The following is a 26,557-nucleotide window of genomic DNA, read 5'->3' as shown; positions in this document are numbered from 1 at the left end:
TTATGAGAAAGGAAAATTGTGACTTTAAAACTAGTTTTCTATCTGAAGCTGGGTCCTTTCTGCAAAATAAAGACTACTTTGCGTATACAGAACTCGATGATGTTGCTTGTTGGGTAGCCATAAAGGGCTTAGATGCGGATCAGGAAATTAGTAGTGCCGAGCTTGCGGTAAAGGCTATTTTGGAACGTTTTATGGAAAAACCAACTATGTCGAGAAGAAGTATCAAAAAATATCTCAAGCATGCACAGAATATACTTCAAGCTCAAAGTTTACGTGTAAGGTTGAAGGCTAGTGTTGTCATAGTTGTTTCAGATTATTCAAAGATGATTGTGGCAGTAGCGGGAAATTCACGACTGTATCATTTCCGTAATGGCACATTAACCTACAAAAGCACGGACCAAAGTTTAGCACAGGAAATTGTGAACAATCGAAATCGATCCTTAGATATTAGCCAGCATGAAGAGAGAGGGAATTTGCTAAATTATCTTGGTAAGCCAAATGATTTTCAACCTTTTGTGTCTAAGAAAATGAAGCTCATGGATGGGGATGCCTTATTACTTTGTACGGCAGGATTCTGGGAAGATGTTAGTGAGATTGAGATGGCCGATGCACTTGAAGGTGCAAAGGATTCAGAACAATATACCGATTTATTGGAAGAAATTTTGTTAAGTAGACAAAGAAAAGTGGTAGAAAACTATACGGTTGCTGCAGTATTTGTTAATAAAGTTTATCAGGAAACAAATAAAAACAAGAAAAAGTATATAAAAATGATTGCTGCTGCATTAGTAGTAGCGTTGGTTGTAGGTGGTAGCACCATTTTTTATCAAGCAAAACAAGCTAAAAAAATTGCTGAGCTGACAGTAGAAATGAAGGACCATGAAAAGAGCGGCAATCAATATTTTCAGGATGGAAATTATGATGAAGCACTCCTTGCATATAGTGAGGGCCGAAATGCGGCAAAGAAATTGAAAGATCCTATACATAGAAATTTGCTAGCTAGAAAATTAAGAGTGACACAACTCATTATCAATGGTGATCAATCAGCGGAAACTGGAAAATTTGCTGAGGCGTTGGAACACTATGAAAAAGCAAAAAAAGAAGGAAAACTCATTAATGGATTCGGTAAGGAAGAGGTAGTGCAAAGAATTGAAAATATGGATTCCATCGTTGAGATTGTTGACGCCATCAAAGATGCTGATTTTCGCTTTGAGGCTGAGGATTACAATGGTGCCTTAGCCATCTACCAAAAGGCTAGAAAAAAAGCACTGTCTATTTCATTTACTGGCGAGCCACAGATTAAAACAAAAATAGAGGACACAGAGGAAAAAATAAAAGAATTGGAAAAGGCCCAAAAAGAATTAAAGGCAGAAGGATTGGAAAAGAATGGAGATCAGAGCTATGCCCGTCAGGAATACGCAAAAGCAATAGAATCCTATACGCTTGCTCAAGAGATTTATCAGGAAACAGAATTATTGGCAAAGGTTTTAGGGTTAGAGAGAAAAATTATGAATGTAAATGATAAATTGAATCCTATTCCACAAGGACAAGCACCGGAAAATGCTATCCCGAACGAGGCAGACTTACCAATTGATGAAGCACCTGATGCCAGTTAGCAATCCAATTCTGGGTTTATGAAAGAAGGAAAGTAAATTGTTAAAAGAGCTCATGTTCGAACGTTTACGAAAAATAGAAGATTTAGAGCAACGTCAATTACTAAAGGATATTGTAAGTGGTGTCTTTGTAAACCTTATCGACTATCAAGAGGATATGAACCGCAAGCTTGAGGAGCGTATTTTCAATGAGATGGATGATATAGAGAATAAATACGATATCTATGCAACACTACTTCCTAGGGAGGATGTCGATCCCATCCATGACTGTTTATTTCCGATATGTCCAACAGATATAGAGGAGAAAAAAATCTACACGGATAAGCTTCTTGGGTCCATTAAAAAGCATGAACCGGCAATGCTCATGACTATATTTTTAGCGTGTAATTCGGATGTGATTCAACATTTACTTGCACAGCCAAGAATATTTAGAGGAAGTTTAAAGACGTCAGAGGGTCAGGTTGAGATTCAAGTTGGCTTGATAAAGAATAATCGTTATGTAAAGGAAATCGAAAAGCTGTACTCTATTTTTCAAATAAATGGCCTTCCTTGGAAAACGATTAATCATCCATTTGTTCATAAATTTCTGGATGTCATCGTTGTAGACTGTCCGACGTTACATGAAGATGTGGAAATAGAAGAAGTGACGATTGATTTAGAGGAATATGAGCAATACAAACGATTGAACATGGTGCCGCTTTGGAATATTCAACCCCATGTGGTGAAGAATAGTGGTTTTCCATTCCCGGCTATAGATAGAGTCAATTTTGAGCATGTCTTATCATTACGAAAAACGGGTAATCAACATGGCTATGTCATCGATACAGAAGAGGAAAATGTTAGGTATGTAAAACGTTCAGACCATGAACTGACAATTGTTTCGCCACTAGAGCAATCGGGAGAATGGCGATTATTAAAAATTGCTAAAGTAGAGCAGGAGCATATTGGCAAATTAAATTTTGCGCTAGTTTCAAATAGTCGTAATGACTATTTTATGCACAAGCTTTCTTATAAAAATAATCAAAACGTTTCTACAAAAGGAGAAATTATTCGGCTGATAAATTCCTTTGAGGCAGCAGATATGCTTGAACTAGTGAAAATTGATGTTTTCGAGGAACACGAACCAATAGGGAGTCGTAACCTTATTCAACCATTTTTAATGGATAGACAAGAAGGAAGCAATTATAAAAAAACAATGCTATTGCAATTCTTATCTAAACAAGATAGAGACTTTATTGCGAATGATGTATTAAGCTTCCTGATTGCTGAAATACAAAGACATTTTATGGAATATAAATGTGTGGGTAAATGGCTATGAATTATATTTGGGATTTACTAATTAAAACAGAAGATGAAGGCTTTCAAACAAAGGATATTTACTTTCACCTAGCTCAAATTTATTCACCGTATATGGAGCTTAGTCCACAGCTATTAAATTCACAGGTAGTAGAGCAGCATGTTGAAGTAAATCCTTATTATCGTTATTTTCAAATCTTTAAAGACCTGTTTCATCCTGATCATACATCAGATAAAGAGTTTAGAGACTGCCTATTAGATATAACCTTACACTTTTTAGCTGAGATTGATCGCATGCAAGGTATGAATAAAAAAGAATTTTATATTCGCTTTATCCTGAGGGATATTCAGGCAAATGTATTTGGAAAACGGGTTCACGATCATATCAAGCTTTTTTCTAAAAAGGAACAAGAAATTGTGGCATTAAACATGCTTAGACTCTATCAAACAGGCGAGGAAATATACCTGATCAAAGACACGCTGAAAAATATTTTTAAAAATTGTTTCATTTACGTTAAGTCCGAGGAAAAAGCTGAGTTACTTCTTTACATTCAGCAAAAAAAGACAGAAAAAAATAGTAAAAAGGTTGAGCTCATTCAAGAGATTTTTCTGCCAGTTGGCTACCATATAGAAGTTTATTGGCAATACCATTTTGGCATTATAGGATTAGAAGAGACCATGATGCTAGATCGAATAGCTCTTTATTAAAGAGAGCAAGGGAGGGCTATAGGTGACGACCAAATACTCGTATAAATTGAATTTGAATAAGCGTTATTCAGAAAAAAAATATATGACCTATACACGTGTAGAGCTAATGGAAATGACAACCTTTCAGCTTAGAAATATTTGTTATAAGGAAAAGCTCATAACAGGTTTAATTAATACGCTGACAAGGGACGAATTAATTGAAAAGATTTTAAGATATCGTGGGGCTGAGGAACATCTTCTCATAAAAGAGAACCAAGATGGGGGCTTTGAAAGAGTAGAAGAGGCTTTGCAAAAATATTTAAAGACGCCGCTTTCTGATAATGGGGATATTAAAATCCCCGCCAAAATGAATGTCTATAAAGGTATGAAAATAGATAAACCTGATCAATATTTAGTTGAAACAGGTGGGTTTCTAGTGGAATCCAATGTATTACTTGTGAATGAGCAGCTAGAGTTATGTGGAATTTTAAATATTGTAAAGGATGATGAAAGACCACAAAGTTATTATTTAACTGCCGATCAAGCACTTGGCATACGTGAAACAAAAAATAAAAACTATAGCTTTATTTTTTTACGGAAGCAAGATTCTGAGTATATGTATAAAACGTACTATCAGGAAATTCCGCTACCACCAACAAATTTACATTATTACAAAGTACCGATACCAGATTTAGAGATGAAGCAATTAGAGACGACAAATGCTATCCTTGCGATTGATTTTGGTACAACAAATACAACTGCCGGTGTTTTTTTGGATAGTGATTATGTCTCATCTCCTTGTAGCCATGACCTTTTAAATAAGAGAATTGAGCTTAATAGCATTAATTTTGTCCAATTCCCAGACGCACTCCATCAAAATGAATGGATTGAAGTAGTGCCCACAGTGCTTTCAGTAGCAGATTGCTCGAACACTGAGCATGTCAGCTATCATTTTGGCTATGAAGCGCTTAAAGTGATGAAAAAAAATAGTTATACATCTTTGGCTACTAAATTTCAGGGAATCAAGCGTTGGGTTAGTAATTATGCAAAATTAGAAGAAGTGATGGATGCGAATGGCAATACAGCACTTGTCCCGCGTAGTCAAATCATCAGAGAATTTTTACTTTATATCATACGTATGGCTGAGCACCAATTTAAGTGTCGATTTAAACATTTGCATATTTCAAGTCCTGTCAAGCTGAAAACTCAATTTTTAGATATGTTTCAGGCCATATTACCTGAATATCAAATTGAAACAGAGCATGCTCTTGATGAAGGGATGTCCGTTTTATATAACACAATCGCCAATCAAATAGAGAATCAAAGCTTTATGGATAGTAAGGAATACAAAGCACTTGTTATTGATTGTGGTGGGGGAACGACAGACCTCTCTTCCTGTAAGTTTCGCATAGAGGACGGCCACATTTCCTACAAAATTGATATTCATACAACCTATGAAAATGGTGATACCAATTTTGGAGGTAATAATATTACATACCGCATTTTCCAATTTATGAAAATTGTATTTGCGAACTATTATAGCCGGGGGAAAAATGCGTATGACATTGATGCGTTAATTGATATCCCCGGAAAAGATATTTATCGATATGTAGATGATTATGGCGTAGAGGCCATCTACAAGCAATTCGAAAAAGCATTTGAGGATGCTGAATCTATCATTCCTACACGCTTTAAGGAATATGAAAATCGGACACGTGATGCGTATCTAAGAGTTCGCAATAATCATTATTTTTTATGGGAAATGGCAGAGGAAATGAAGAAGGAATTTTTCCGCAAAACGGGTATTTTGAGAAGCCGCTTTTATTCGGAAAGCGATACACAGCAGGATAGTGATTTGAATATTACAACAGTAGATCGCTGGTGCTTATCACTATTAGAACATCATCAATTTAAAGATGTTTACGATTATCCAAATGTTTTTTTCAATATTAAAGAAATCAATCATCTTATAAAAGCAGATATTTACGATATTGTACGCGAATTTTTAGAGGAGTTTTATGAAAGTGGCATGCTTGGTGAATATTCCATTATTAAGCTGACTGGACAATCCTGTAAAATTGATGCCTTCCGAGAGGCTTTAAAAGAGTTTGTGCCAGGCCGTAGCATTGAGTTTAGGCAAAAGGCTGAAAATGTAGGGAAAGTGCCAGAATTAAAGCTTGCCTGCTTAAGAGGAGCATTGCGTTACTTAAATGCGAAAAAAATTGGCATGATTGAAACGACCGTTACGAATAATGCTCCTATAGTACCTTATTCTGTTAGTGCATTTACACATAACCGGCAAGAAAAACTTCTTATCAGTAGCTTAGAACGATTAAATCAAATTCATGGAACTATTTCACGCCCATGGGGAGTCACAGAGGTCGAATTTTTCCTAACTGGAAGTGATCATCAGACAACCCAAAAGTACACCTATTTCAATAGGCAGGAAAATTTTGTACCCGTGCTTTATGAGAGTATTGTGTCGTTCTATTCCAATAAAATTCCACAGGACGAGACTGATTCAATAGCCAATGGTGAAGTGAAATTTTTCGTCTTCGCAGGAGAGGATCATTGGGGCTTCCATGTAGTACCAGTGGCTAGGAAAGAGGAGCAGCTGTTTATTGGCAGCAAGGAATTCTTTGCCTTTGAAACGGATCTATCAGAGTTAGATTTCTTTGATGGTTTAAAGTAAGTAGGCATCTGCTAAAAAATAAAAGAGGAGAATAACAGATGTTTACAAATCAATATCCACATTTTCAAAAAGGAAGAATTTTAAAGCTGGAAATGCTAGAGAACCTGCGGGATTTCCCGAGAGAGTTTTTAGATCTCTATTTCGAGGAATACTCAAACGGCATTATAGCAGGTTGTCATATTCATGTAACAGATACAAGCATTATTCTAACCAAGGGCATCCTGAAACATAATAAAAGACTCTATATGCTACATAGTAGCTATGAGCTGCCTTATGAGGCAACGGGAAATGAAATGATAGTAAAGGTGCGTTTTGCTGAAGAAGTAAATCATTTGGATTTCACGCAATTTACAACGACTATTGTTCTTGATAACTCCATGTATCTTGCCCCCAATGAATTGGAAATAGTGCGTTTTAAATTAAAGGTGGGAGCAAAACTGCGATCAGAGCCTATTGATTTTTCGGATTATACCACTGAATACAATACCGTTAACTATCTTCACTGTGAATATGCAGGTGTACAAAAAAGTACCTATCATCCTAAGGTTTTACAATGTTTTGCAAAGGAATTATTAAAAAATCGTCCAACCAATACTTATGACATAACATTTGCCTTAGCGTGTTTAAATGAAGAACGAGTACAGCGAGATGTCATTGAAATGTACATAAGTAATCGGTTAGAACTAGAGTTTCAACCATTTTCCAATAGTCAAATTCACAAATATTTATACCGTATATTAGGTGAAGCCAAGAATGGTGGTCGTGGAACTGGGGCTAGTCCAATGCCTAGTCCAGGTCGACCAAAGCGAATGATCGTTGATTAGTTGAAAAGTAGTTGATGAAAATACGTTGAAGAAGCGGAAGGTGAGTGGGATGAAATTTTTAGATGAAAAGATTATTGCATTAAGAAATGAAATGAGAGATCAGGAACGACATGAGTTAGCCCAGCAGCAAGCGGCATTACAAGTGGAACAGGAGCCTGAACAAGACGAACAGGAAGATCTACAAGAAGTCGATATTTACCAACATGTTATCACCATTGATGATGAAGAAGTACAAGTAATGGAGCAGTCATTATTGGATGGCAAAATGAAAATACGAATGCCAAAGCTTTTTTCTATTATGTCTGCTGAACTAGCGTCCTTAAAGTACCCATCTGAGCGTAGACCAAACCTAATTTATACAGATACCTCCTCATCAATCAATCTTGCCTTCAATTTGACACCACATCGATTAAACGAGGAGGGAGTCGCTGGATTTCAAGAAAATATGATGGACATCCTTGAACAAGCTCAGCCGTCAGCAGATTGGCTAGATACAGAGGTTCTGACGATCGATGGCAAAACAGTAGGCTTTTTAGAGGTCATTACACCTGCCATTGATGGGGAGATTTTTAATTTAATGTTCTTTGCCTCCGTAGAAGGGCGAGCACTTATTGGCACCTTCAATTGTATGGAGGATGATCTTGACACTTGGCGCCCTATCGCGAGAGCCATGATGGAATCCTTACAATTCGCTTCAAGTGAAGAGAAAGGAGGGGCAGTTCTATGAGTGGTGCAGTGACGACTTATCATCATATAAAAATATCGCCATTTGAGCTTGTCAGCATTCAAGAGCTCAGCCTTACCAAAAAAATGAACGAACATGCTAGGTTACGTTTTACTGGAATTGTGCCTGAAGAGGCGAGAGATACATATGTCGAAATGACCGAGGCACGATCTGCGATTGAAGTAAACCAGCTTAACCACCTCGGTGTCCCTTCTCCATTATTTAAAGGTGTTATTTTAAATGTGAAGGTTAGCTCGGTGCGTGGCATCTATTATATCGAAGTCGAAGCGGCTTCTAGTACCCATCAGCTAGATATTAAAAAGAAAAATCGCTCCTATCAGGATAAGGAAATGACCTATAAGGCATTATTCAAACTGTTAAATCCTTTTTACCCGGGTCTAGACATTATTGATGAAGCTACAAAGGGTGCTAAATTAGAAAAGTTTACCCTTCAATATTACGAGACTGATTGGGAATTTTTAAAAAGACTAGCCTCTCGTTTTAATACGGGGCTCGTGCCTGCTTCTACCTTTGACAAGCCAAAGTTCCATTTTGGTGTTCCAGCTGGAAGTGCCAAAGGAAAGCTAGAAGATTATCATTACACGACCAGGAAAAAAATAGCAGACTATCTACTATATACAGAGAATGGTAATGAAGGAATGGGTGAGCATGACTTCCTTTACTACGAGGTGGAAAGTGACAAGGTACTTCAGATAGGAGATCACGTTACATTTAATAAGCAAACACTTTATATATATGAAGCATATACAACTATGAAGGATGGCTTGCTGAAACATTACTATACACTGTCAACGAAAAATGGCATGAAAAAAAGTGAGCTATTTAACACGGATATTTCCGGCTTGTCCTTAGAAGGAAAAGTGTTAGAAGTCGCAAAGGATCATATTAAGGTACATTTAGCCATTGATGACAAGCAGGATAAGGGCAAGGCACATTGGTTCCTTTACTCAACGGGCTATACAGCTGAGGGACATAGTGGCTGGTATTGTATGCCGGAAATCAATGATTTTGTCCACATCTATTTTCCTTCTCACCGTGAGGAAGAGGGGATTGCTAGTACCTCAATACGAAAAAACTTGGATACAACGGCCACTAATAAACTAGACGATCCTTCGACGAAATATTATCGGACAGCCTTTGGTAAAGAGATTAAATTAAGTCCAACAGAAATTCTCATTACCGCACAGGATGGCGATATTTTTATTCGTTTAAATGAAGCAAACGGTATCGAAATTTATAGCAAAAAAGAGATTAAGCTTATATCTGAGGCAGATATTACGGTGAATGCTAGCAAAAAAATCCTTATGTCTGCAGAGGAAGAAATTTCATTACAATGTAAAGAAAGTAAAATTACTATGAATGGCAGTGTGCAAATTTTTGGAAAAGAAGTAAAAGCCAATTAAAGATGAACAAAAGAGAAAGAAGGAGTCACAAATGCAGGCACAGGAAATTCTACAGCATTTTTATGACACAGAAGTAGAAAAAAGAAGATTGAACTATCTTTTGCTACTCGAGGATTTTTTCCAAGCCTCCAAAGACAAGCTAGCCGAGGAATTTAGGTCGTCCTTTCAAAAGGTATGTCAGCAACTAGCCCAGCAGCAATCGCTTCACCAGAAAGGACCAATTGCCCATATTACATTTTCGATGCTACGCACAGAGCTATTGGAGAGAAATCCGCACTATTTAGTAGAGGCTACGGACGACGAATGGTTTTTTGACCTACAACCTCTTTTAACTACCTATGATGCTAGCTGGGTGCATCATTATTTAGAGCAATACATCCAAGAGCTAAGTTTGTATAGCAAAACCTTTATGGGGGCAATTACGCAAGCAGATATTGATCGCATTAGACTCCAGGATGCCAATCATTTTCACCAATATTTAATCAGTCTTGCTAGATATGCGCTTCCAGACATCATCAGATGCCCAGAGTATTTAGCACTGGAGCGGGATGTAGCTGTCGAAATCCGTATTGGTGAGTTTATGGATATGAACGAAGTAGTTTATAGCGAGGACTTTTCATCGAAGGATAGTGAGGAAATAAAAGCTTGGTTAGAAGAAAAGCTAGAGGATGAATATCCATATGAGGTATTTAATCAATTACGCTTAGCTGACGGAACGTATGAGGGCTTGGATATGCGCTATGCCTTTTTTCAGAAAACCATTTTAACCAACTGTCAAATGCGTGAATGTCTGTTGATAGGCGCCAATTTTCGGGAAAGTCAGCTAATGGACACAGATTTGAGTTTCAGCGCCATTCATGAGGCCGATTTTAGCAATAGTCAGTTACAGGGAGCCAATCTTCAACAGGTACAGGGAGCGAGTGGCTTGCTTGATCGCCAAAAATGGGCATCACCAGGCTATTTACCGCTTCGTTTTACAAATGCGAATTTAGAAGGCGCTAATTTTGAGCTAGCAAATTTACGAGGGGCCAGCTTTATGGGAGCAAATGTAAGGAATACGAATTTTACAGGGGCCAATTTAGAAAAGGCCATGTTTTCTAGGGAGGCTCAGCAATATTTAAAACTGGATCCATTCCAGTCAGCAAGTGTCATTTGGAAGTAGACATGGTGAAAAAGGAGAAGAGAAATGAACTATTTTATTCTATCTCAGGATGAACGCATCTCAAATGCTGTTGAGCCTGTTGGTATAGCCCAAGTGATAAAAAAAGAGCTACTAACAATTGAAAGAATGGAAGAATTAGAGGAGCTCGAACGCCAATTTCCTGTATTAGAGAAAGGCGAGATGGTGTATACAGATTTGATTGAAAAGCCAATCATGCTCTTTTCTGATGCGGTTAAACAATTAGTGGAAAAATACGAACCACAAATGCCATTCAAAGCGGTTGTTCTCATGGATATGCCTAAAGTAATGCAAACATTATATTGGCTAGTTATTCCTCCAAAGGTTCCTTGTCTCTCTGCTCAAACTGAATTTCATCTGGATGGAACATTAAAAAAGCTAGTAATAGACGAGCATTTAGCAGCCCTTTATCCCATCTTTCAAATTGAGGGAATTAAAGAAAACTATATAGTAGTTAATATTGAATTAGCAGAGAGCATTCTGCGCAGAGATTTTAGGGGAATACGATTACGGAAAATACAAACTGAAGGAAGATGGAACGACATTCTCGCAGTAGGAAAATAGTTTGAAAAGACAAAAAAACTAAAGAGGAAATAATTGTTTTCTTTCCATCGTCAACTATGTTTAGTAAAAGTTACAACAGCTTACGTATAGAAAGGATGGTTTTTTGATGTCAGAAGAATTACAGACAAAGGGCGGCGACCAACGGAGCTATGTGGTAGCTGGTGCCAAATTATCCTGCTCACAAGGTGATCAAACAAGTATATTAAAAATGCCAGTCAGCCATGGGGTTTATACGAAAAATAAGGCACAGATGAATACGATGGATTTTAAGCCTCATGACAATATTCAACCATTTGGCTTATGCCAAACATTAGCAAATCCAATAGTTGCGGCAGCCACTGCTGACAATAATGGTGTTTTAAAGCCAATGCCCTGTACACCTGTCATCACAATGCCCTGGATTAATGGCAAGAATGATCAATTAATTGAAAATCATCCAGCGTTAATTAGTCAATCTATTAATATGTGTATGTATTGTGGAACGATAAAAGTAGAAGATGATGGACAAGAATAATCCATTGTCCCTTGAAGAAAGAAGGGAATTCATGTGAACACATACGAGGAAGTAATCGGATACGGTGAGCTTGAACTCGTATCCCCCTATGAAGTCCAGACGTTGCATCATCTCACGTTAGCACAGGCAGTGAATGACCACGCAAGGTTAACTATAAAGGGATTCATTCCTGCTGAAAAGAAAGACAGTTGTATGCGACTTGCTAGTCCGTCAGATCGAATAGAGCTATTTCAAAAAAATAAAGGGCAACGAATACGCACGCTATTTAAAGGTCAGGTTACAGAAATGGCTGTACGTATGGTGAGGGGAGTATATCAAATTGAACTAGAGGCTGTATCATCTACGTTCACCCTAGACTGTAAACAAAAATACCGTTCCTTTCAGCATAATAAAATGACTTATCAGGCACTGTTAAAAAAAGTTTTGAAAGACTATTCAGGTGCAGATGTTATTGATACCGTGTCGAAGGCTACTCCTCTCAAGCAGTTTATATTACAATATAAAGAGACGGATTGGCAATTTTTACAACGTATGGCGTCCCATTTTCGGACAGTGCTAATCCCTGCAATGGATGCGGATAAGCCGAAGTTCTGGTTTGGGCTACCTGAAGGACGAATGGAAAAGCTATCAGTGACAAATTATGAGATTTTAAAGGATCGCTCTAAGTTTTTACATAGTAAGCACAATGACATCGATCAGCCAATAGAGGAGCGGGATACCGTCGCCTATGTGATCGAGTCTAAAAAGACTTTGAAGCTAGGTGATCGTGTGCAGCTCCAAGGTAAGGAGCTGGTGGTAGCCAAATCCATCGCCCAAATGAAGCAAGGCATTCTTACCTATGAATATCATTTGCTGTTCAAAAAAGGCATACGTCAAGACAGACGAAGTATTCCGTTTCTACCAGGTACTGCTATTGAAGGAAAGGTGTTAGAGGTCAAAAAGGATCAGGTACGACTCCATCTCAGCATGGATGAGGCGCAAAAAAAGGAAGAAGCTACCTGGTTCCCATTGGCTACGCCATATACAGCAGAAGGACATAGTGGTTTTTACAGTCCGCCAGAGGTGGGCGATCATGTTCACCTTGCCTTCCCGACACATCGCGAGGAAGCTGCGATTGTTCGCCACAGTGTACGAAAAGGTGGCGAGGCCAACCCAAAAACGGCTGATCCGAAAACGTCTTATTGGGGTACGCCAAAAGGGAAGGACATGAAGCTAGATCCACAATCCGTGACATTTACGGCCAAGGAGGGTGCTGTTTTTCTGCAGCTTCATCAGGACAGCGGCATCACCGTTCATAGTAAGCCCTCCCTGCTAGTCAAAGCGAATGACACGATCACCTTCGCAGGGAAGCGAGTGTCCATGAGTGCAGCCGAATCCATGCGATTCACCTGCGGCTCCAGTAGTATAGTGTTTGACGGTATTACGGATATCCAAGGACAGGCGGTCACGATGGAAGGGTCCATCAAAGCCCCTGTGTCAGTCGCTTCACAGGAAGAAGAAGCAGACCTCGATTCCGCCCTAGACATGATGGGGATGATCCCTGTTGGTGGGGGTGATGCCTAATGGGTCTATTAGGATTAGCAGGAAGCTTACTGGGGATGATTCCAAAAGTAGGCTCCCCAAGTGGCAAGAAAAAAGGAAAGAGCGGAGGATCGAAAGGAAAGAGCTCCAAGAAATCCTCCAAAAAGAAAAGCTCCACTAAGAAAAAACAAAAGAAATCGAGTAAAAAGAAGAAAAAGAAGAAACGCAAGAAGAAAAAGAAAAAGTGGGGGAAATTCTTTACCAAGGCCAGGAAGCTAAAAAATAGTTTATCCAAGAGTAAATTGGTGAAACGGGCGAAGAAGGCCATTAAAAAAGCGATTCTGACCACGAAAAAGGTTGTGAAAAAAGCAAAGGCGGCTGTGACAAAAGCCAAGCAACAGGTAAAAGCCGCTGTCAAACAAACGAAGCAGGTAGTGAAGGAAAAGGTACTACCAGTCGTGAAAAAAGCTGCACAAGCAACGACCAAAGCAGTGAAAAATGCTGTAAAACCTAAAAATCTGTTGAATACGCTACAAGTAGGATTAGATCTTGTAGGGTTAATCCCAGGTGTCGGTGAAATAGCGGATGGCGTGAATGGCATTATTTATCTGGCCAGAGGTGACAAAGTCAATGCGGCCCTTTCCTTTGGCGCGATGATTCCGTTTGTGGGCTGGGCGGCGACAGGTGGAAAATTTGTGAAAAAAGGTGCCGGGGTAGTTAAGAGTGTCACTGAAGGTGTTCAAAAAGCGCTGAAAGGTCCAGTAGGAAGTGTAGTAGACAAAGTCAAAAAGCAAGTAGTGAACGTGAAAACCCAGATACAATCCAAAGTAGCCGAAGTCAAACAGCAACTGCGTCAGATGGTACAATCACAGCAGGATGAATTTTCATTTGCAGGTATAAACATAGAGGATACAGGAACAGTTGGAAGAAACACACCAACTCCAAGTCCGAAGCCGTCTAATAATTCTAATAAAAATAATTCAATTAAAAAAGAAATAAATTCATTAGACCAACAAATAACTGATCTGAAGAAAGCAGGAAATATAGACGAAATAAAAAAATTACAACGTGAAAGAAATAAATTAGCCAATAAACTTGATACTCCGGATGATTTAAGCAAGAATTTTAATTTGACAGAGGCAAAGGACTACGAAAGAAAAATTGATAATACTAAATATTTCTCACATGAAAAGGGGGATTTTGGAGAAGAAGTTTCTAAAATAGTAGCTAAGAAAAATGAATTAGGAGAAGATATATCAGAAATATTCCAAGTAGGCAGAAATGGTATTGATGGTACGTTTTTATCTAAAGGACCACCACCTAAGTTAACTATGATAGAATCAAAGGCTTCAGATTCTGCAATTTTTAGTTATTCAGAAAAACAAAAATTAGGTGGAAAAGAGTATTTTGAGGGCATGTTAAATAGCAACGACTCAAGATATTCTGATTTTAAAAAGCAATTTAAGAAACTTAAAAAGGAGAATCCAGGATTAGAATTAGATTTTATAAGGGTAGAAACAGATATTAAAATTACGAAAAAAGGCTTTGGCGTAGAAGAATTAAAAATAAAAGATTGGAATAAACAACTTGATTAAACGAGGTGAATATATTGATAAACCCTAAAAAATTAAAATTATCATACAATAGATATTGTGAAAATTTTGTCAAGGGAATAAAATTTGAGGAAGTAGAAGAAGAGTATATGGATAGTTTAAAGGAAAGTACCCATATTATAGAGCTCAATGAAGTTGAAAAGGATCATATTCTATTAATAAATTTAGAAACAATAAAATCATATTATTTGGCAAAATGGAAACAGAATGTATTAGTAAATCATCAAGAAAATTCTCACGAACTAAAAAAAATAATGATGATTACTTTTCATCAATGTATGGGGCAAGACCTTTATAAAAGTAAATATCCTAAAATGTCTTTGGAATATTCCTTTCAAGACGTTATTATGACCTTAATTCATTTTACAATGTTTGGTTGGGAGAAAGAGGAGGATATATTATTTAAATTTATTGAAGAGCATTTAGAAAGTCGTTGGATAAATGTGAATAATTTTAATAAACATACATGGTTCCTTTTAGAGTTATACCTCCAATTTAAAGAAAAAAACTTTTTGGGGACAAATCAAAACTTAAATGTTGTAGTGAGAGAGCAGCTGAAAGAAACTAATTTAGAATATGGCTTAATACCCGAGGAGTTAGAAATTTATAGTGAGGTATTAAAACAATGGTCAACAACTAAATTAGAAGAAATAGAGCCTTTAATTAACAAAATGTCTATATTCCATATGGCACTTGCTTCAGAGCTAGGGGAATCTATCGAATTTGGAGATTTTGGTTATGGATTTTACCCATACGAAATTTTGTTTTTACTTTTTGTGAGGAAGAAAAATGGATTACTTATCCCTGAAGAATTCAATGATTTCTTAATGAATACACCAGAAGCTAAAATACAAATAATGGATCCTGAACCTTACCCTGACTGGGATCCTTTATTAAAAATTATCGATAGCTTTTATCGAAAAAATTATCCAGAATATATTCCTAATCAACATGGAGAACTTTTTCAAAATTAAAAGCATTTTAGGGGGAAATCGAAATTGGGATTTAAAGATATAGTGTCTATAATCTTTGATGAGAGTGAATTGAGGGGACTAAATGATTTAGACAAAAAGGAAGATATTTATCAATGGATATTAGAACATGGGATGTCCACTAAAAGGTTTCTCTATCTTGATTTTAGAGGGGAAGAAGACTATGAAATAGTGAACTTTATCTTAGATTATGAAAGTAAATATGATATCGAGTTAGCTTCACAAAAAGAACTTGGGCAACTTGGCGAATATGAGTATGAGTTTTTACAAGAAAAAATAAGAGCAGTGAACAAAATTATTTCTTCTAAAGGGTATGGATTATTTTCATTTCCAACTACAGGTGATTATTATGCATTGTTCATTTCGATTCTAGCAAATAAAAAAGAACTCCTTCAAGATGAATTACTGGTGAATGAAAATGTACCTTTACGAGAAAGATATATACAGTTGTATGAATAGTTTTGTTTATAGTCATAACGATTTAGTATATCCAGAAAGAATATTGTTTGTGGAAATAAGAAGATAGCTTAAAGGTGGAATTGTTGCTTGGACGCCAAAACGACCAAATGTTCTAGTAGGTATCGATGCTAGAAAGTGGATTTTTCTGTTCACAACAATTATGTATAGGGTTAGAAGTGATGAGCAATTGAAGTAAGAGCAAAATAAACTTTTCGATATATTAATTATAACCTTGATTGGCTAACCACCTTTCAAGGTTTTTTGTTATGGTTAAATAAAAAGACAGCCTATATTTACTGTGAGAATATCTGCTTTACAGTACAGGTGTTAAATAAAGCTCCCACATTTACAAAATCAACATGTTATAAAGGCAGTACAGTACTATCAAAGAGTGTTACCCGATGCAAAAAAGCTTGAGACCTACGAATAGTTCAATTACAAAGGCAAAAACTGCGTCAGTGGATAAAAACAGGATAACAAGTGAAGCCGAACTAAAAGCCCTATTAGATGAGCACAGAAAAACGAGAGTTATCGGCAGTGATGGTGAACCAATCACAACACTTGCAGATAAACGCAAGGTCTTAAGTGCAGAATCAACTGTCACTCCAGATGGGCTATATCCTTATGTGATGCTAGGCTCCAAAATGTCATATGCCCTGTTTATTGAGGATTATCTCAAAGTGTCTGATGCAAATGCGCCAATTAAAGAAAATTTTGAAGCAGCAGTCTCATTAATTAACCCTGTTAGGAAAGTGAAAAAGGGCGAAGAAGTATTAGAAAACGTACGAAATTGGGAAAAGGTAATAGAAGAAACCTACGATCTTGCCAATAATAGCAAAAAGGCAAAGGATGCAAAGACAACCCAAAAAGAAATCGATCAACTAGGCGAGTATGTGAAGAAGCATGATAAGGGTAAGGATACCCTTTTAGATAATGATTTAGCTAAAATGTATAAGGATGTTCAACAAGGAATAGGTTCAACTGGTAGGACAATACCTAATACTCTAGATGAACAACTTGCTATGAAACAAGTCCTCTCAAATCCATTAGAAGGAGCAAAAGATTTATCTGATTATATAAAGATGTCGGATAAGGGCAGATGGGAAGCGAAAGATGGATGGATAAAAATGAGCAACAATGTAAATGGAAATGAAATTCACTTTGTTTATAATACAGTTACTGGAAAATTTGATGACTTTAAATTTAAATAGTAGGGGGTAGAAATATGAATGAAACAATCATTCTAGATACAGAAAATAAAAAGCTTAGTATTGAATACCTTTATAATGAAGAAGAGTATCATACTATGACTTTTAAGGTGGAATCTAAAGGTTTTAAAGGTAAATCCAACTTTTGTATTTCAAAAGACGATTTATTAGAGATTCTAGAAAAAATAGAGTCTATTATAACAGAATTGCGAGGGAGTATCGAAATTAGAGATCGAGATTCGGATGCTAATATATGTGTGACTTTGGGAAGTTTAGGACAACTTGTTGTACATGGACAAATCGGAGGTTCATATGAAGATCATTTCTTGAAATTTAAATTCGATAGTGATCAGACTATATTAAATAAATTTAGAGACTTTTTTAAAAGGGAACTATTTTAACAATAAAGCAATAAGAGCGAGAATAGGCGAGATGACAATTTATTTACAAGGACCACTTATGGATGTATTAAGCAACAAAAACACGAGATTAAACAAACTAAAAGGGCTTAAACGTTACACTTGCCATGTGATAAAAGATGTCATACTGTCAATACTAAAATAACTTATAAAACTTGCAAATATTAATCAACTTAGAAAATTTATAAACTTAAAGCACTTGATTGTCTATAACAGGCTACAAGTGCTTTTTGCATGTTTAGTTACGTAAATTGAAAAGATTACGAATATTAATTAGTGTACTAAGTGTTAAATAACGAAAATACAAGGGAAGAACAGGCGATGGAAATAGAGGTTTCGATAGATAAATTTGTTATAGATTTTAGGGATGTACCACATTCAGTTGCCCCGTCAGTGTTGGGAGTTTAAGAGGTACAAAACCGACTGGTGGATCTAAATACTAATCCTGATAATAACTTACAAAACATTGTAAATTATGGAAGTAGATTTCTACCAAAGCAAATTAACCCTTTTGAAGACAAACATATTATTGATAAAGTGGCAGAAGCGAGGGGACAATTATCCAAGAAATATAAAAAACAAGGTAATTTCGCATACGCAAAAATGGAGGTATCAGGAATTGATAAAAAAGATTTCTATGACCACAGTGGAATTCATGATCCCTCTTAAAAAATCCCTGGGACAGATAAATTTTCATTTAAAACAGACAATCCAATATTTCAAGCTACTGAAGCATCTAATAAAGCGGGACAAAATTTTTTAAGAGATGTAGATACTGAATATAAAATTTTAAATGATTTAGCAGATAAAATGGTAAGTTTAAAAAAATTGCAGTTTTGATCTATGTTTTTTATAAAGGAGTGTTTTTATGAATATAAAAAGTTTTGAAAAAATCTCGTTGAATGGTAGGGTTTCATTTGGCATTAGCTGCTTAGAAAGTACCTTGCAATATTTGGATTATAATGTAGATGAATGGAGAATAGTATTAGAATATTTGTGGGATTTTACAAGCGTAAAGTATATTGATGATTGGAGTGGTATTATATCTGAAATAATACCAGAAAATTTGCTGGAGTTTAAATTTTATGAAGAGCATGATTTTGAATATTTAGACGAAAAAAACTTTGAATACCTTTATAACTTATATCAAAATATTGATGAAAAAATTGATTTTGTTATTACATCAATTTACAATATTGGTACTAGTCATGCATATACTAAAATAGTTGAGTATGGTCAAGATAGTTTGGATGAGTTAGAGATTTTAATCAATTATTTGATTGAAAATGAGGTGCCATTACCTGATATTACCCCTTTTAAGAGCTTATCAATTGATGAGAACAAAGGTTGGGGGAATTCGTTTGTTGGAAGTAGATTATCTAAAATCTTATAATTAAAGTACAATATGATTTAAGAAAGTAAATCTCCTATTTCATTTCAATGTATTTTTTAGAAATGAAAATTAATATAGAATGAGGTTTATAACTTAAATATAGGACCAATTATTTTTAAGATAGAAATAAAATTGACATTAAACAAAAGAATTTGTTTAATGTCAATTTTTTATTTAAGGTATTAGAGGTCAAAAAGGATCAGGTACGAGTCCACCTCAGCATGGATGAGGCGCAAAAACGGCTGATCCGAAAACGTCTTACTGGGGTACGCCAAAAGGGAAGGACATGAAGCTAGATCCACAATCCGTGACATTTACAGCCAAGGAGGGAGCTGTTTTTCTTCAGCTTCATCAGGACAGCGGCATCACCGTGCATAGTAAGCCCTCCCTGCTAGTCAAAGCGAATGACACGATCACCTTCGCAGGGAAGCGAGTGTCCATGAGTGCAGCCGAATCCATGCGATTCACCTGCGGCTCCAGTAGTATAGTGTTTGACGGCATTACGGATATCCAGGGACAGGCGGTCACGATGGAAGGGTCCATCAAAGCCCCTGTGTCAGTCGCTTCACAGGAAGCAGACCTCCATTCCGCCCTAGACATGATGGGGATGATCCCTGTTGGTGGGGTGATGCCTAATGGGTCTATTAGGATTAGCAGGAAGCTTACTGGGGATGATTCCGAAAGTAGGCTCCCCAAGTGGAGCGAAAAAAGGAAAGAGCGGAGGATCGAAAGGGAAGAGCTCCAAGAAATCCTCCAAAAAGAAAAGCTCCACCAAGAAAAAACAAAAGAAATCGAGTAAAAAGAAAAAAGAAGAAGAAAAAGAAGAAGAAAAAGTGGGGGAAATTCTTTACCAAGGCCCGTAAGCTAAAAAATAGTTTATCCAAGAGTAAATTGGTGAAACGGGCGAAGAAGGCCATTAAAAAAGCGATTCTGACCACGAAAAAGGTTGTGAAAAAAGCAAAGGCAACTGTGACAAAAGCCAAGCAACAGGTAAAGGCCGCTGTCAAACAAACGAAGCAGGTAGTGAAGGAAAAGGTACTACCAGTCGTGAAAAAAGCTGCACAAGCAACGACCAAGGCAGTGAAAAATGCTGTAAAACCTAAAAATCTGTTGAATACGCTACAAGTAGGATTAGATCTTGTAGGGTTAATCCCAGGTGTCGGTGAAATAGCGGATGGCGTGAATGGCATTATTTATCTGGCCAGAGGTGACAAAGTCAATGCGGCCCTTTCCTTTGGCGCGATGATTCCGTTTGTGGGCTGGGCGGCGACAGGTGGAAAATTTGTGAAAAAAGGTGCCGGGGTAGTTAAGAGTGTCACTGAAGGTGTTCAAAAAGCGCTGAAAGGTCCAGTAGGAAGTGTAGTAGACAAAGTCAAAAAGCAAGTAGTGAACGTGAAAACCCAGATACAATCCAAAGTAGCCGAAGTCAAACAGCAACTGCGTCAGATGGTGCGACCACCACAGCAGCAGAAGTTTGCATTAGCAGGTGGAGACGTTAGATACATAGAGGATACAGGAACAGTTGGAAGAAACACACCAACTCCAAGTCCGAAGCCGTCTAATACCCAACCATCACAAAATGGCTCGAATAAAAAGCCTGCTGAGGATAAGGGTACGGATAAATATGATAAATCTGGTAATTACACTGGAGGACGAAGTAAAGAAGAGCTAGATAAACTTGCAGATGATCCAGCTCATGCGGGTTCTAAAAGACCAGACGATATAAATCAAGGATTACTTGAACAAAAAATTGGGTTGGGGTTAGAAGAAAAAGGTAAATTGAAAGGGCCAATAACCAGAGATCCATCTGGTAAATCAGAATTTTTCGATGCAGATGGGCAGGCATGGGATGTAAAATCATTTAATTCTAATTTCAAACCTAAAAAAGGAGGATATACATTGCAAAAATCTATGAAAAGTATAAAAGATTCACTAGCAGAAAATGAAAATGTGATATTGGATACCACAAACATGAGTGAAGCACATAGAGCAGAACTTTTGAGTGAAATTTCAAAGGAAGGATTAAAGGATAATATAATTTTATGGCCATAGAGGAGGGAAAGATGGATATATATATACAATTAAAGAAATACACAGATTATTCACTAGGATTATCAAATGAAAAATCTAAGCTTTTTTATGAGGATACCTCCTTAAATAATATAATATTTACAAATTACGATTTAAATAATAGTAGCTTTTTAGAAGTGAATTTTATTGAATGTGATTTTTCGCAAGTTTACATGAGCGGAGCTTCTTTATGCGGAAGTACTTTTGAAGAATGTATTTTCAAAGATAATGTTTACAAAAAAGGGAATTCCGATCATGCTATATTTAAAAATTCAAATTTTGAAGGAATTGATGCTTTTAGAACTAGTTTTTATGAATGCACTTTCTCTGAATTGACTATAATTGACTCAGATATGCGAAATTGTTCTTTTAGTGATGCGACTTTTTCAAATGTAATATTTAAAAATGTGAATTTTGATAGTTCGAGCTTTAACTCATCAGTATTTAAAAATGTTAAGTTTATTGATTGTTCTTTTGAAAAACTAAGATTTAATGATGCAATTGGAATTGAAAGCGTGGATTTTGAGAATACAAACATTATAATAGATGGTGAAACTAAAAGATATCTAGGGAATGAAATTAAAAACTACTTTTAATAATATCCTTATTTCCATTTTACCACTTATCAAAAATCTTGATTAAATTGAGAACATTTTTATTCGGATTTTTGGAAACCAATATTGATAAGAAATGAACTAGCGAAATAGAAAATTTGCTAGTTCATTTTATTACTCATCTAATATTTATGGTGTTAATTACTTCATGGCTGGAGTAAGTTAAATTGAATGAATGATAAAATGGTGGTAGTTGGAAAATTCAATTGCCAAGATTTCTTTTGTGGTTATGTTTATATAGTTTTAGGATACGGCTAAAGGTGGCACACCAAAAGGTTTTGAAACCAAGTTAAAACAGCAAATGATATTAGAAAAAAGCCAATGAAGGAAAAATTAAAGGATGCAAGAAACTATCATGATAGACTTGGAAAAGAAAAAGCGTTAGAAATATTATCTAATCCCGATTCGGTTTATGTTGCAAGTAATAATTCACAGAACCTAATTTATATAAGGGAGAACTATATTATTTAATAAGGAAGATTTGAATTTTATAGGAGCGGTAATAAAGTTAAACGAACCAATAATAGTAAAAATGGAAAAAATGGATAAAAACTTATTGGAAGAGAGAGATGGGAACACCAAAATAAGTGAGGAAAGGGATTTCAAATGTAATTTATCAGATTTTGCCGAGTACTATATTGAAGAGGATATTTTACTATCCTATTCTGAAAAATGGGACAGAGCAAACCTCTCCATTGAAATAAAGATAATCTCAGACTTTTCTGTTGTCTTACAGAATAATGAGATGATGGGAATTTTGATTTATAAGGCCAGTAACCATTTATTACCTGATGTAATTTACCAAGTCGATACAAATGAAAATATTGAATCGAACTTATGTATAAAGCTAGGTAGATTTTTTGAATTAATTGAGAAAATCGATAATGATGATGATTTAACTCAACATGAAGAATTAGAATTAAAAAAAGCATTTTTAGAAATTTACGAAGAAGTATTGCCCTATAATGAACTAAGTTTGTTGCGTTAAAAGACACTATATTAAATGTAGTTGACTATTTGTGAAATTAAAAAAATTACCAATATACGCTATAATATTGGGCGGGCTATAAGTCCTTGAATTTGAATTAATAACTCATGAAGGCTAGGCCATCAAGGAGTGCTATTTTAACAATTAAGCAATAAGAGCGAGAATAGACGAGATGACATTTTACTTACAAGGACCACTTATGGATGGCATTAGCAACAAACACACGAGATTAAACAAGCTAAAGGGTTTAAACGTTACACTTGCCAAGTAGTATAAAAGATGTCATACTGTCGATTAAAAATAACTTATAAAACTTTCAAATATATTAATAAACTTAGAAATTTATAAACTTAAAGCACTTGATTGTCTATAACAGGCGACAAGTGCTTTTTTTGCATGTTTAAATACGGATTACGATTATTTAATTAATGTACTAAGTATTAAATTGTATACAAGTACTTGCATACAAGGGGAAGAACAGGCAATGGAAATAGAGGTTTCAATAGATAAGTTTGTTATAGATTATAAGGATGTACCATATTCGATATTTTTACGTGTTTATATGGTCGGAGTGCAGAAATATAAAGTGAAAATGAAGATTTATAGTGGAACATACAGCTATGAACTACACATGCGGAAAAGTGACGATGTATACATTCATATGTATTTTAAAAACTTTAGAGAAATAGAAGGTCACTTACATACCCTAAGAATTGAGACAAGGCCATAGCATTACTCACATTTCAGAGAAATAATAGAGATGATAGGAATACGAGCAAGCCGAGTAGAATTTGTGAGCTGTGATGTAGCGTATGATATACAAACAGGCTTGGAAAATATAGTGGTGATACCGATAGACGTACGGAGGAATATGACACACTTTGATACAACGCGATATTTTGGTAGAAGCGACCAGGTAAAAGGAATGGTTACTGTAGGATTTATGATAAAAGACTAGAGTTAGCAAAGGTGTAATCCACCTATACTCAGAAAGAAATGTATGCTTGAGTTGTAAAAATGTACTAAAATCATTTAGTAGTGATTATAAAAATATTGAATTATATATCTATGAAGCCAAAGAAAATATGTATAAATTAAAAAATGGTAAAGTTATGGAAGATTAATAAAATGATAGGTGATAATAGTGGAAAAGAATTTTATAGTACAGTATGAGTTAGAATTTCCAAATGAATATACAAGCGATCTAGTTAAGCAAGTAGGTGAAATTATGGAAATACCAACCAATTTAGCAAGAGAAACGAAGTTTGAAAATATTCAAGATTTTGAATCCGAATCAGAGATTATTCGCATAATGACAAAACCGGAAAACCCTAGTAATTTCATTTTAGTGAAATTTAGTAAAGTAGATTGGTACTATGCAATTGTAATAAGATGTAATCAAAGCGTACACGAAAAAATTAAGCATGTATTGATGGAATTAAATGAAAACATTATTGAAGAGTATGGGGATTCTCCTTATGATTCAATTGAGAATGTTTTTTCAAGTAGAGATAACCTATTGTTAAAATATGCAGAAAGATTCAATATACCTATATAAAAATTTTGAAAGTAATCAATTTTAGATTTAATTAAGAATTACTCACAGACCTCCATTCCGCCCTAGACATGATGGGGATGATCCCTGTTGGTGGGGTGATGCCTAATGGGTCTATTAGGATTAGCAGGAAGCTTACTGGGGATGATTCCGAAAGTAGGCTCCCCAAGTGGAGCGAAAAAAGGAAAGAGCGGAGGATCGAAAGGGAAGAGCTCCAAGAAATCCTCCAAAAAGAAAAGCTCCACCAAGAAAAAACAAAAGAAATCGAGTAAAAAGAAAAAAGAAGAAGAAAAAGAAGAAGAAAAAGTGGGGGAAATTCTTTACCAAGGCCCGTAAGCTCTATAATAAAGTAAGTAAAAGTAAAATAGCGAAGCAATTTAAAAAAGTAGTAAAAAGTGCTGTATTAGCAACTAAAAAAGCTTATAAACAAACTGTAAGTAAAACCAAGGAAGTTTATAAACAAACTGCAGCGAAAACAAAAGAGGTCTACCAGCAAACAAAACAAATCGTAAAAGAAGTTAAACAAACAACGAAGGAAATAGCCATTAAAACGAAATCAACTGCCAAAACGGTTGCGAAGGAAATCAAAAATCCAGTTGTTAAGTCATTCAATAGCTTCAAGGAAATTGGTAAAGATTTCAAAAATGGTTTAGATACTAGAAAAGATAAAGCACTTAACTCCCCATATGATTTTGCAAATTATCTTACACTAGGTGCAGTAGATGGCATTTGGTCAGGTGCAAAAAGTAGAAAAGATAAGATGTTCAATTCACCATCTGATTTTTTAAATTATGCAACATCAGGCTTGACGGACATGGTAAAAGGTTCGGTGAACCCGAAAGACCCACTATCGAAAGAGCATTGGTTAGATAGCTTTGGCGTAGCCACGTCAGTGTTGGGAGTTAAAGGGGTGTCTAGTACAAAACCGAATGGTGGATCTTCATACAAACCTTCAAATACTATTCCTAATAATAACTTACAAAACAGTGCGAATTATGGAAATAGATTTCCGACAAAGCAAATTAACCCTGTCGAAGACCAACATATTATTGATAAAGTGGCAGAAGCGAGGGGACAATTATCTAAGAAATATAAAGAACAAGGTAATTTCGCATACGCAAAAGTGGAGATATCAGGAATTGATAAAACAGATTTCTATGCCCACAGTGGAATTCATGATGCCTCTAAAAAAATCCCTGGAACAGATAAATTTTCATTTAAAACAGACAATCCAATATTTCAAGCTACTGAAGCACCTAATAAAGCGGGACAAAGTTTTTTAAGAGATGTAGATACTGAATATAAAATTTTAAATGATTTAGCAGATAAAATTGGAACTAATTATGAGGTTAAAGGGTCAATAAGGTTATTTACTGAAAAAGATACATGTGATAGCTGTAATTTAATAATCAAACAATTTGATGAAAAATATCTAAATATTACAATTGAAGTAATTCATAATAATGACAATAGCATATTGCCAAAATAATCAGGAGGGTTCTTATGGTCTATAGTTATGAAGAATATGAAGAATATATTTTAGAAGATTATAATGATTTAATAGAGGAAAAAATGAGTAAAGGGGAGGCGATTGCTAGAACATTAAATGAATATGATATGTTAGCAAAAAAAAGTGAAACAGATAAAGCTATGTTTTGTATAATAATATCAGAAATAATAATAACTCATGAAAAAGTTTTATATTCTTTTATGAATTATATTGAACAATTAATAAATGAACTAGATTTTAACGTAATCAAACAAGAAAATAGTTTAACAATTGAACAATTAAATAGATTAATTTACCGGAAAGATTTTGTTTTACAAGAACTGAAAAAAAAGCCGTTAACTTATTATCAAAGAGTTTGTTGGTATTATAACGAACTAAACGAAGAAGTACGGAAATTTATTGACAATTATATAAAAAAAAGTGAAAATGTAGAATCTATTATTTCAGGTGTGTTACAACGATTTAATAGGGACTGTAAAAACACTAATAGTGAAAAATTTATTATTTATACAACATTAGCAGAAACTTTATATAATCTTGAATTAACAAATGTACTTGATATTAATGAGATTAAACATGAATTGGAAAAATTTAGTGCTGAAGATATAACTGATGAACAACTTACAGAAGAAGAACAAGACGAATTATCTGAACGAATAAATCTCATTTTAACTAGGTTAAACTCCTAAAGTTATTATTA

Annotated in this window: 26 protein-coding genes; all 26 read left to right on the top strand. The window is 35.5% G+C overall.

Annotated features, from left to right (window positions below):
• Positions 1-2 precede the first annotated feature (2 nt).
• On the top strand, positions 3-1,613 hold the full coding sequence (locus tag MKX57_RS15380; protein ID WP_342550403.1) for a serine/threonine protein phosphatase: 1,611 nt from the start codon (positions 3-5) through the stop codon (positions 1,611-1,613).
• 37 nt (positions 1,614-1,650) lie between these two features.
• A complete protein-coding gene (locus MKX57_RS15375) occupies positions 1,651-2,928 on the top strand; it encodes a normocyte-binding protein (protein WP_342550402.1) in 1,278 nt (425 codons plus the stop codon).
• Entirely contained in the window at positions 2,919-3,614 is a 696-nt protein-coding gene (locus MKX57_RS15370; RefSeq protein ID WP_096365273.1) for an iron-dependent peroxidase, read from the top strand. Before MKX57_RS15375 ends, MKX57_RS15370 begins: the two co-directional genes overlap by 10 nt.
• An 82-nt stretch (positions 3,615-3,696) precedes the next feature.
• Positions 3,697-6,285: a molecular chaperone gene (locus tag MKX57_RS15365; RefSeq protein ID WP_107922173.1), complete on the top strand. Its 2,589-nt coding sequence runs from the start codon at positions 3,697-3,699 to the stop codon at positions 6,283-6,285.
• A 38-nt stretch (positions 6,286-6,323) separates the two neighbouring features.
• Positions 6,324-7,109: a DNA and RNA helicase gene (locus tag MKX57_RS15360; protein WP_107922128.1), complete on the top strand. Its 786-nt coding sequence runs from the start codon at positions 6,324-6,326 to the stop codon at positions 7,107-7,109.
• A 49-nt stretch (positions 7,110-7,158) separates the two neighbouring features.
• A complete protein-coding gene (locus tag MKX57_RS15355; protein ID WP_216604729.1) occupies positions 7,159-7,836 on the top strand; it encodes a hypothetical protein in 678 nt (225 codons plus the stop codon).
• Positions 7,833-9,257: a hypothetical protein gene (locus MKX57_RS15350; protein ID WP_107922129.1), complete on the top strand. Its 1,425-nt coding sequence runs from the start codon at positions 7,833-7,835 to the stop codon at positions 9,255-9,257. Before MKX57_RS15355 ends, MKX57_RS15350 begins: the two co-directional genes overlap by 4 nt.
• A 31-nt stretch (positions 9,258-9,288) precedes the next feature.
• Entirely contained in the window at positions 9,289-10,419 is a 1,131-nt protein-coding gene (locus MKX57_RS15345) for a pentapeptide repeat-containing protein (protein ID WP_342550401.1), read from the top strand.
• A 24-nt stretch (positions 10,420-10,443) separates the two neighbouring features.
• Positions 10,444-11,001: a hypothetical protein gene (locus MKX57_RS15340; protein ID WP_036149035.1), complete on the top strand. Its 558-nt coding sequence runs from the start codon at positions 10,444-10,446 to the stop codon at positions 10,999-11,001.
• A gap of 106 nt (positions 11,002-11,107) precedes the next feature.
• Complete coding sequence (locus MKX57_RS15335) at positions 11,108-11,515, top strand: DUF4280 domain-containing protein (RefSeq protein WP_089986100.1); 408 nt, start codon at positions 11,108-11,110, stop codon at positions 11,513-11,515.
• A gap of 33 nt (positions 11,516-11,548) precedes the next feature.
• A complete protein-coding gene (locus MKX57_RS15330; RefSeq protein WP_107922132.1) occupies positions 11,549-13,078 on the top strand; it encodes a contractile injection system protein, VgrG/Pvc8 family in 1,530 nt (509 codons plus the stop codon).
• Positions 13,078-14,631 carry a hypothetical protein gene (locus MKX57_RS15325; RefSeq protein WP_342550400.1) on the top strand — a complete coding sequence of 518 codons (1,554 nt, stop codon included), beginning with the start codon at positions 13,078-13,080 and terminating at the stop codon, positions 14,629-14,631. The genes MKX57_RS15330 and MKX57_RS15325 overlap by 1 nt, the downstream gene beginning before the upstream one ends.
• A 14-nt stretch (positions 14,632-14,645) precedes the next feature.
• Positions 14,646-15,623 (top strand): hypothetical protein, encoded by a 978-nt coding sequence (locus tag MKX57_RS15320; protein WP_107922133.1) that lies wholly within the window; start codon positions 14,646-14,648, stop codon positions 15,621-15,623.
• Between the two features lie 24 nt (positions 15,624-15,647).
• Positions 15,648-16,100 carry a hypothetical protein gene (locus MKX57_RS15315; RefSeq protein ID WP_107922134.1) on the top strand — a complete coding sequence of 151 codons (453 nt, stop codon included), beginning with the start codon at positions 15,648-15,650 and terminating at the stop codon, positions 16,098-16,100.
• Positions 16,101-16,501: 401 nt separating this feature from the next.
• Positions 16,502-17,311: a hypothetical protein gene (locus MKX57_RS15310; protein ID WP_237068809.1), complete on the top strand. Its 810-nt coding sequence runs from the start codon at positions 16,502-16,504 to the stop codon at positions 17,309-17,311.
• Positions 17,312-17,325: 14 nt separating this feature from the next.
• A complete protein-coding gene (locus tag MKX57_RS15305; protein ID WP_107922135.1) occupies positions 17,326-17,709 on the top strand; it encodes a hypothetical protein in 384 nt (127 codons plus the stop codon).
• Between the two features lie 444 nt (positions 17,710-18,153).
• Entirely contained in the window at positions 18,154-18,396 is a 243-nt protein-coding gene (locus MKX57_RS15300; RefSeq protein ID WP_107922136.1) for a deaminase domain-containing protein, read from the top strand.
• A gap of 199 nt (positions 18,397-18,595) precedes the next feature.
• Positions 18,596-19,120, top strand: coding sequence for a hypothetical protein (locus MKX57_RS15295; RefSeq protein ID WP_107922137.1), 525 nt, complete (start codon positions 18,596-18,598; stop codon positions 19,118-19,120).
• A gap of 286 nt (positions 19,121-19,406) precedes the next feature.
• Positions 19,407-19,919: a hypothetical protein gene (locus MKX57_RS15290; protein ID WP_342550399.1), complete on the top strand. Its 513-nt coding sequence runs from the start codon at positions 19,407-19,409 to the stop codon at positions 19,917-19,919.
• 95 nt (positions 19,920-20,014) lie between these two features.
• A complete protein-coding gene (locus MKX57_RS15285) occupies positions 20,015-21,172 on the top strand; it encodes a DUF4112 domain-containing protein (RefSeq protein ID WP_147291920.1) in 1,158 nt (385 codons plus the stop codon).
• 11 nt (positions 21,173-21,183) lie between these two features.
• The gene (locus MKX57_RS15280) at positions 21,184-21,786 is read left to right on the top strand and encodes a pentapeptide repeat-containing protein (RefSeq protein ID WP_164908728.1); all 603 of its coding nucleotides are present in this window, start codon (positions 21,184-21,186) and stop codon (positions 21,784-21,786) included.
• Between the two features lie 499 nt (positions 21,787-22,285).
• Positions 22,286-22,792, top strand: a complete 507-nt coding sequence (locus tag MKX57_RS15275; RefSeq protein WP_141390479.1) for a hypothetical protein — start codon at positions 22,286-22,288, stop codon at positions 22,790-22,792.
• Between the two features lie 1,004 nt (positions 22,793-23,796).
• Entirely contained in the window at positions 23,797-23,916 is a 120-nt protein-coding gene (locus MKX57_RS15270; protein WP_237068811.1) for a hypothetical protein, read from the top strand.
• Between the two features lie 20 nt (positions 23,917-23,936).
• On the top strand, positions 23,937-24,350 hold the full coding sequence (locus tag MKX57_RS15265) for a hypothetical protein (RefSeq protein WP_107922141.1): 414 nt from the start codon (positions 23,937-23,939) through the stop codon (positions 24,348-24,350).
• Positions 24,351-24,516: 166 nt separating this feature from the next.
• The gene (locus MKX57_RS15260) at positions 24,517-25,836 is read left to right on the top strand and encodes a deaminase domain-containing protein (RefSeq protein ID WP_342529977.1); all 1,320 of its coding nucleotides are present in this window, start codon (positions 24,517-24,519) and stop codon (positions 25,834-25,836) included.
• A 14-nt stretch (positions 25,837-25,850) separates the two neighbouring features.
• Positions 25,851-26,546, top strand: a complete 696-nt coding sequence (locus tag MKX57_RS15255; RefSeq protein WP_107897311.1) for an Imm3 family immunity protein — start codon at positions 25,851-25,853, stop codon at positions 26,544-26,546.
• Positions 26,547-26,557: the final 11 nt, after the last annotated feature.

It is taken from the genome of Lysinibacillus sp. FSL M8-0216 (assembly GCF_038595555.1).
Classification (GTDB): Bacteria; Bacillota; Bacilli; order Bacillales_A; family Planococcaceae; genus Lysinibacillus; species Lysinibacillus fusiformis.
This window is presented reverse-complemented; position numbering and strand designations above follow the sequence as displayed.

Excerpts from the sequence above, each read along its gene's own strand:
- MKX57_RS15340 (WP_036149035.1), top strand. The coding sequence starts at position 10,444 with ATGAACTATTTTATTCTATCTCAGGATGAACGCATCTCAAATGCTGTT.
- MKX57_RS15350 (WP_107922129.1), top strand. The coding sequence starts at position 7,833 with ATGAGTGGTGCAGTGACGACTTATCATCATATAAAAATATCGCCATTT.
- MKX57_RS15345 (WP_342550401.1), top strand. The coding sequence starts at position 9,289 with ATGCAGGCACAGGAAATTCTACAGCATTTTTATGACACAGAAGTAGAA.
- MKX57_RS15355 (WP_216604729.1), top strand. The coding sequence starts at position 7,159 with ATGAAATTTTTAGATGAAAAGATTATTGCATTAAGAAATGAAATGAGA.
- MKX57_RS15335 (WP_089986100.1), top strand. The coding sequence starts at position 11,108 with ATGTCAGAAGAATTACAGACAAAGGGCGGCGACCAACGGAGCTATGTG.
- MKX57_RS15370 (WP_096365273.1), top strand. The coding sequence starts at position 2,919 with ATGGCTATGAATTATATTTGGGATTTACTAATTAAAACAGAAGATGAA.
- MKX57_RS15255 (WP_107897311.1), top strand. The coding sequence starts at position 25,851 with ATGGTCTATAGTTATGAAGAATATGAAGAATATATTTTAGAAGATTAT.
- MKX57_RS15380 (WP_342550403.1), top strand. The coding sequence starts at position 3 with ATGAGAAAGGAAAATTGTGACTTTAAAACTAGTTTTCTATCTGAAGCT.
- MKX57_RS15290 (WP_342550399.1), top strand. The coding sequence starts at position 19,407 with ATGAAGCTAGATCCACAATCCGTGACATTTACAGCCAAGGAGGGAGCT.
- MKX57_RS15310 (WP_237068809.1), top strand. The coding sequence starts at position 16,502 with ATGCAAAAAAGCTTGAGACCTACGAATAGTTCAATTACAAAGGCAAAA.
- MKX57_RS15360 (WP_107922128.1), top strand. The coding sequence starts at position 6,324 with ATGTTTACAAATCAATATCCACATTTTCAAAAAGGAAGAATTTTAAAG.
- MKX57_RS15365 (WP_107922173.1), top strand. The coding sequence starts at position 3,697 with ATGACCTATACACGTGTAGAGCTAATGGAAATGACAACCTTTCAGCTT.
- MKX57_RS15305 (WP_107922135.1), top strand. The coding sequence starts at position 17,326 with ATGAATGAAACAATCATTCTAGATACAGAAAATAAAAAGCTTAGTATT.
- MKX57_RS15295 (WP_107922137.1), top strand. The coding sequence starts at position 18,596 with ATGAATATAAAAAGTTTTGAAAAAATCTCGTTGAATGGTAGGGTTTCA.
- MKX57_RS15280 (WP_164908728.1), top strand. The coding sequence starts at position 21,184 with ATGGATATATATATACAATTAAAGAAATACACAGATTATTCACTAGGA.
- MKX57_RS15325 (WP_342550400.1), top strand. The coding sequence starts at position 13,078 with ATGGGTCTATTAGGATTAGCAGGAAGCTTACTGGGGATGATTCCAAAA.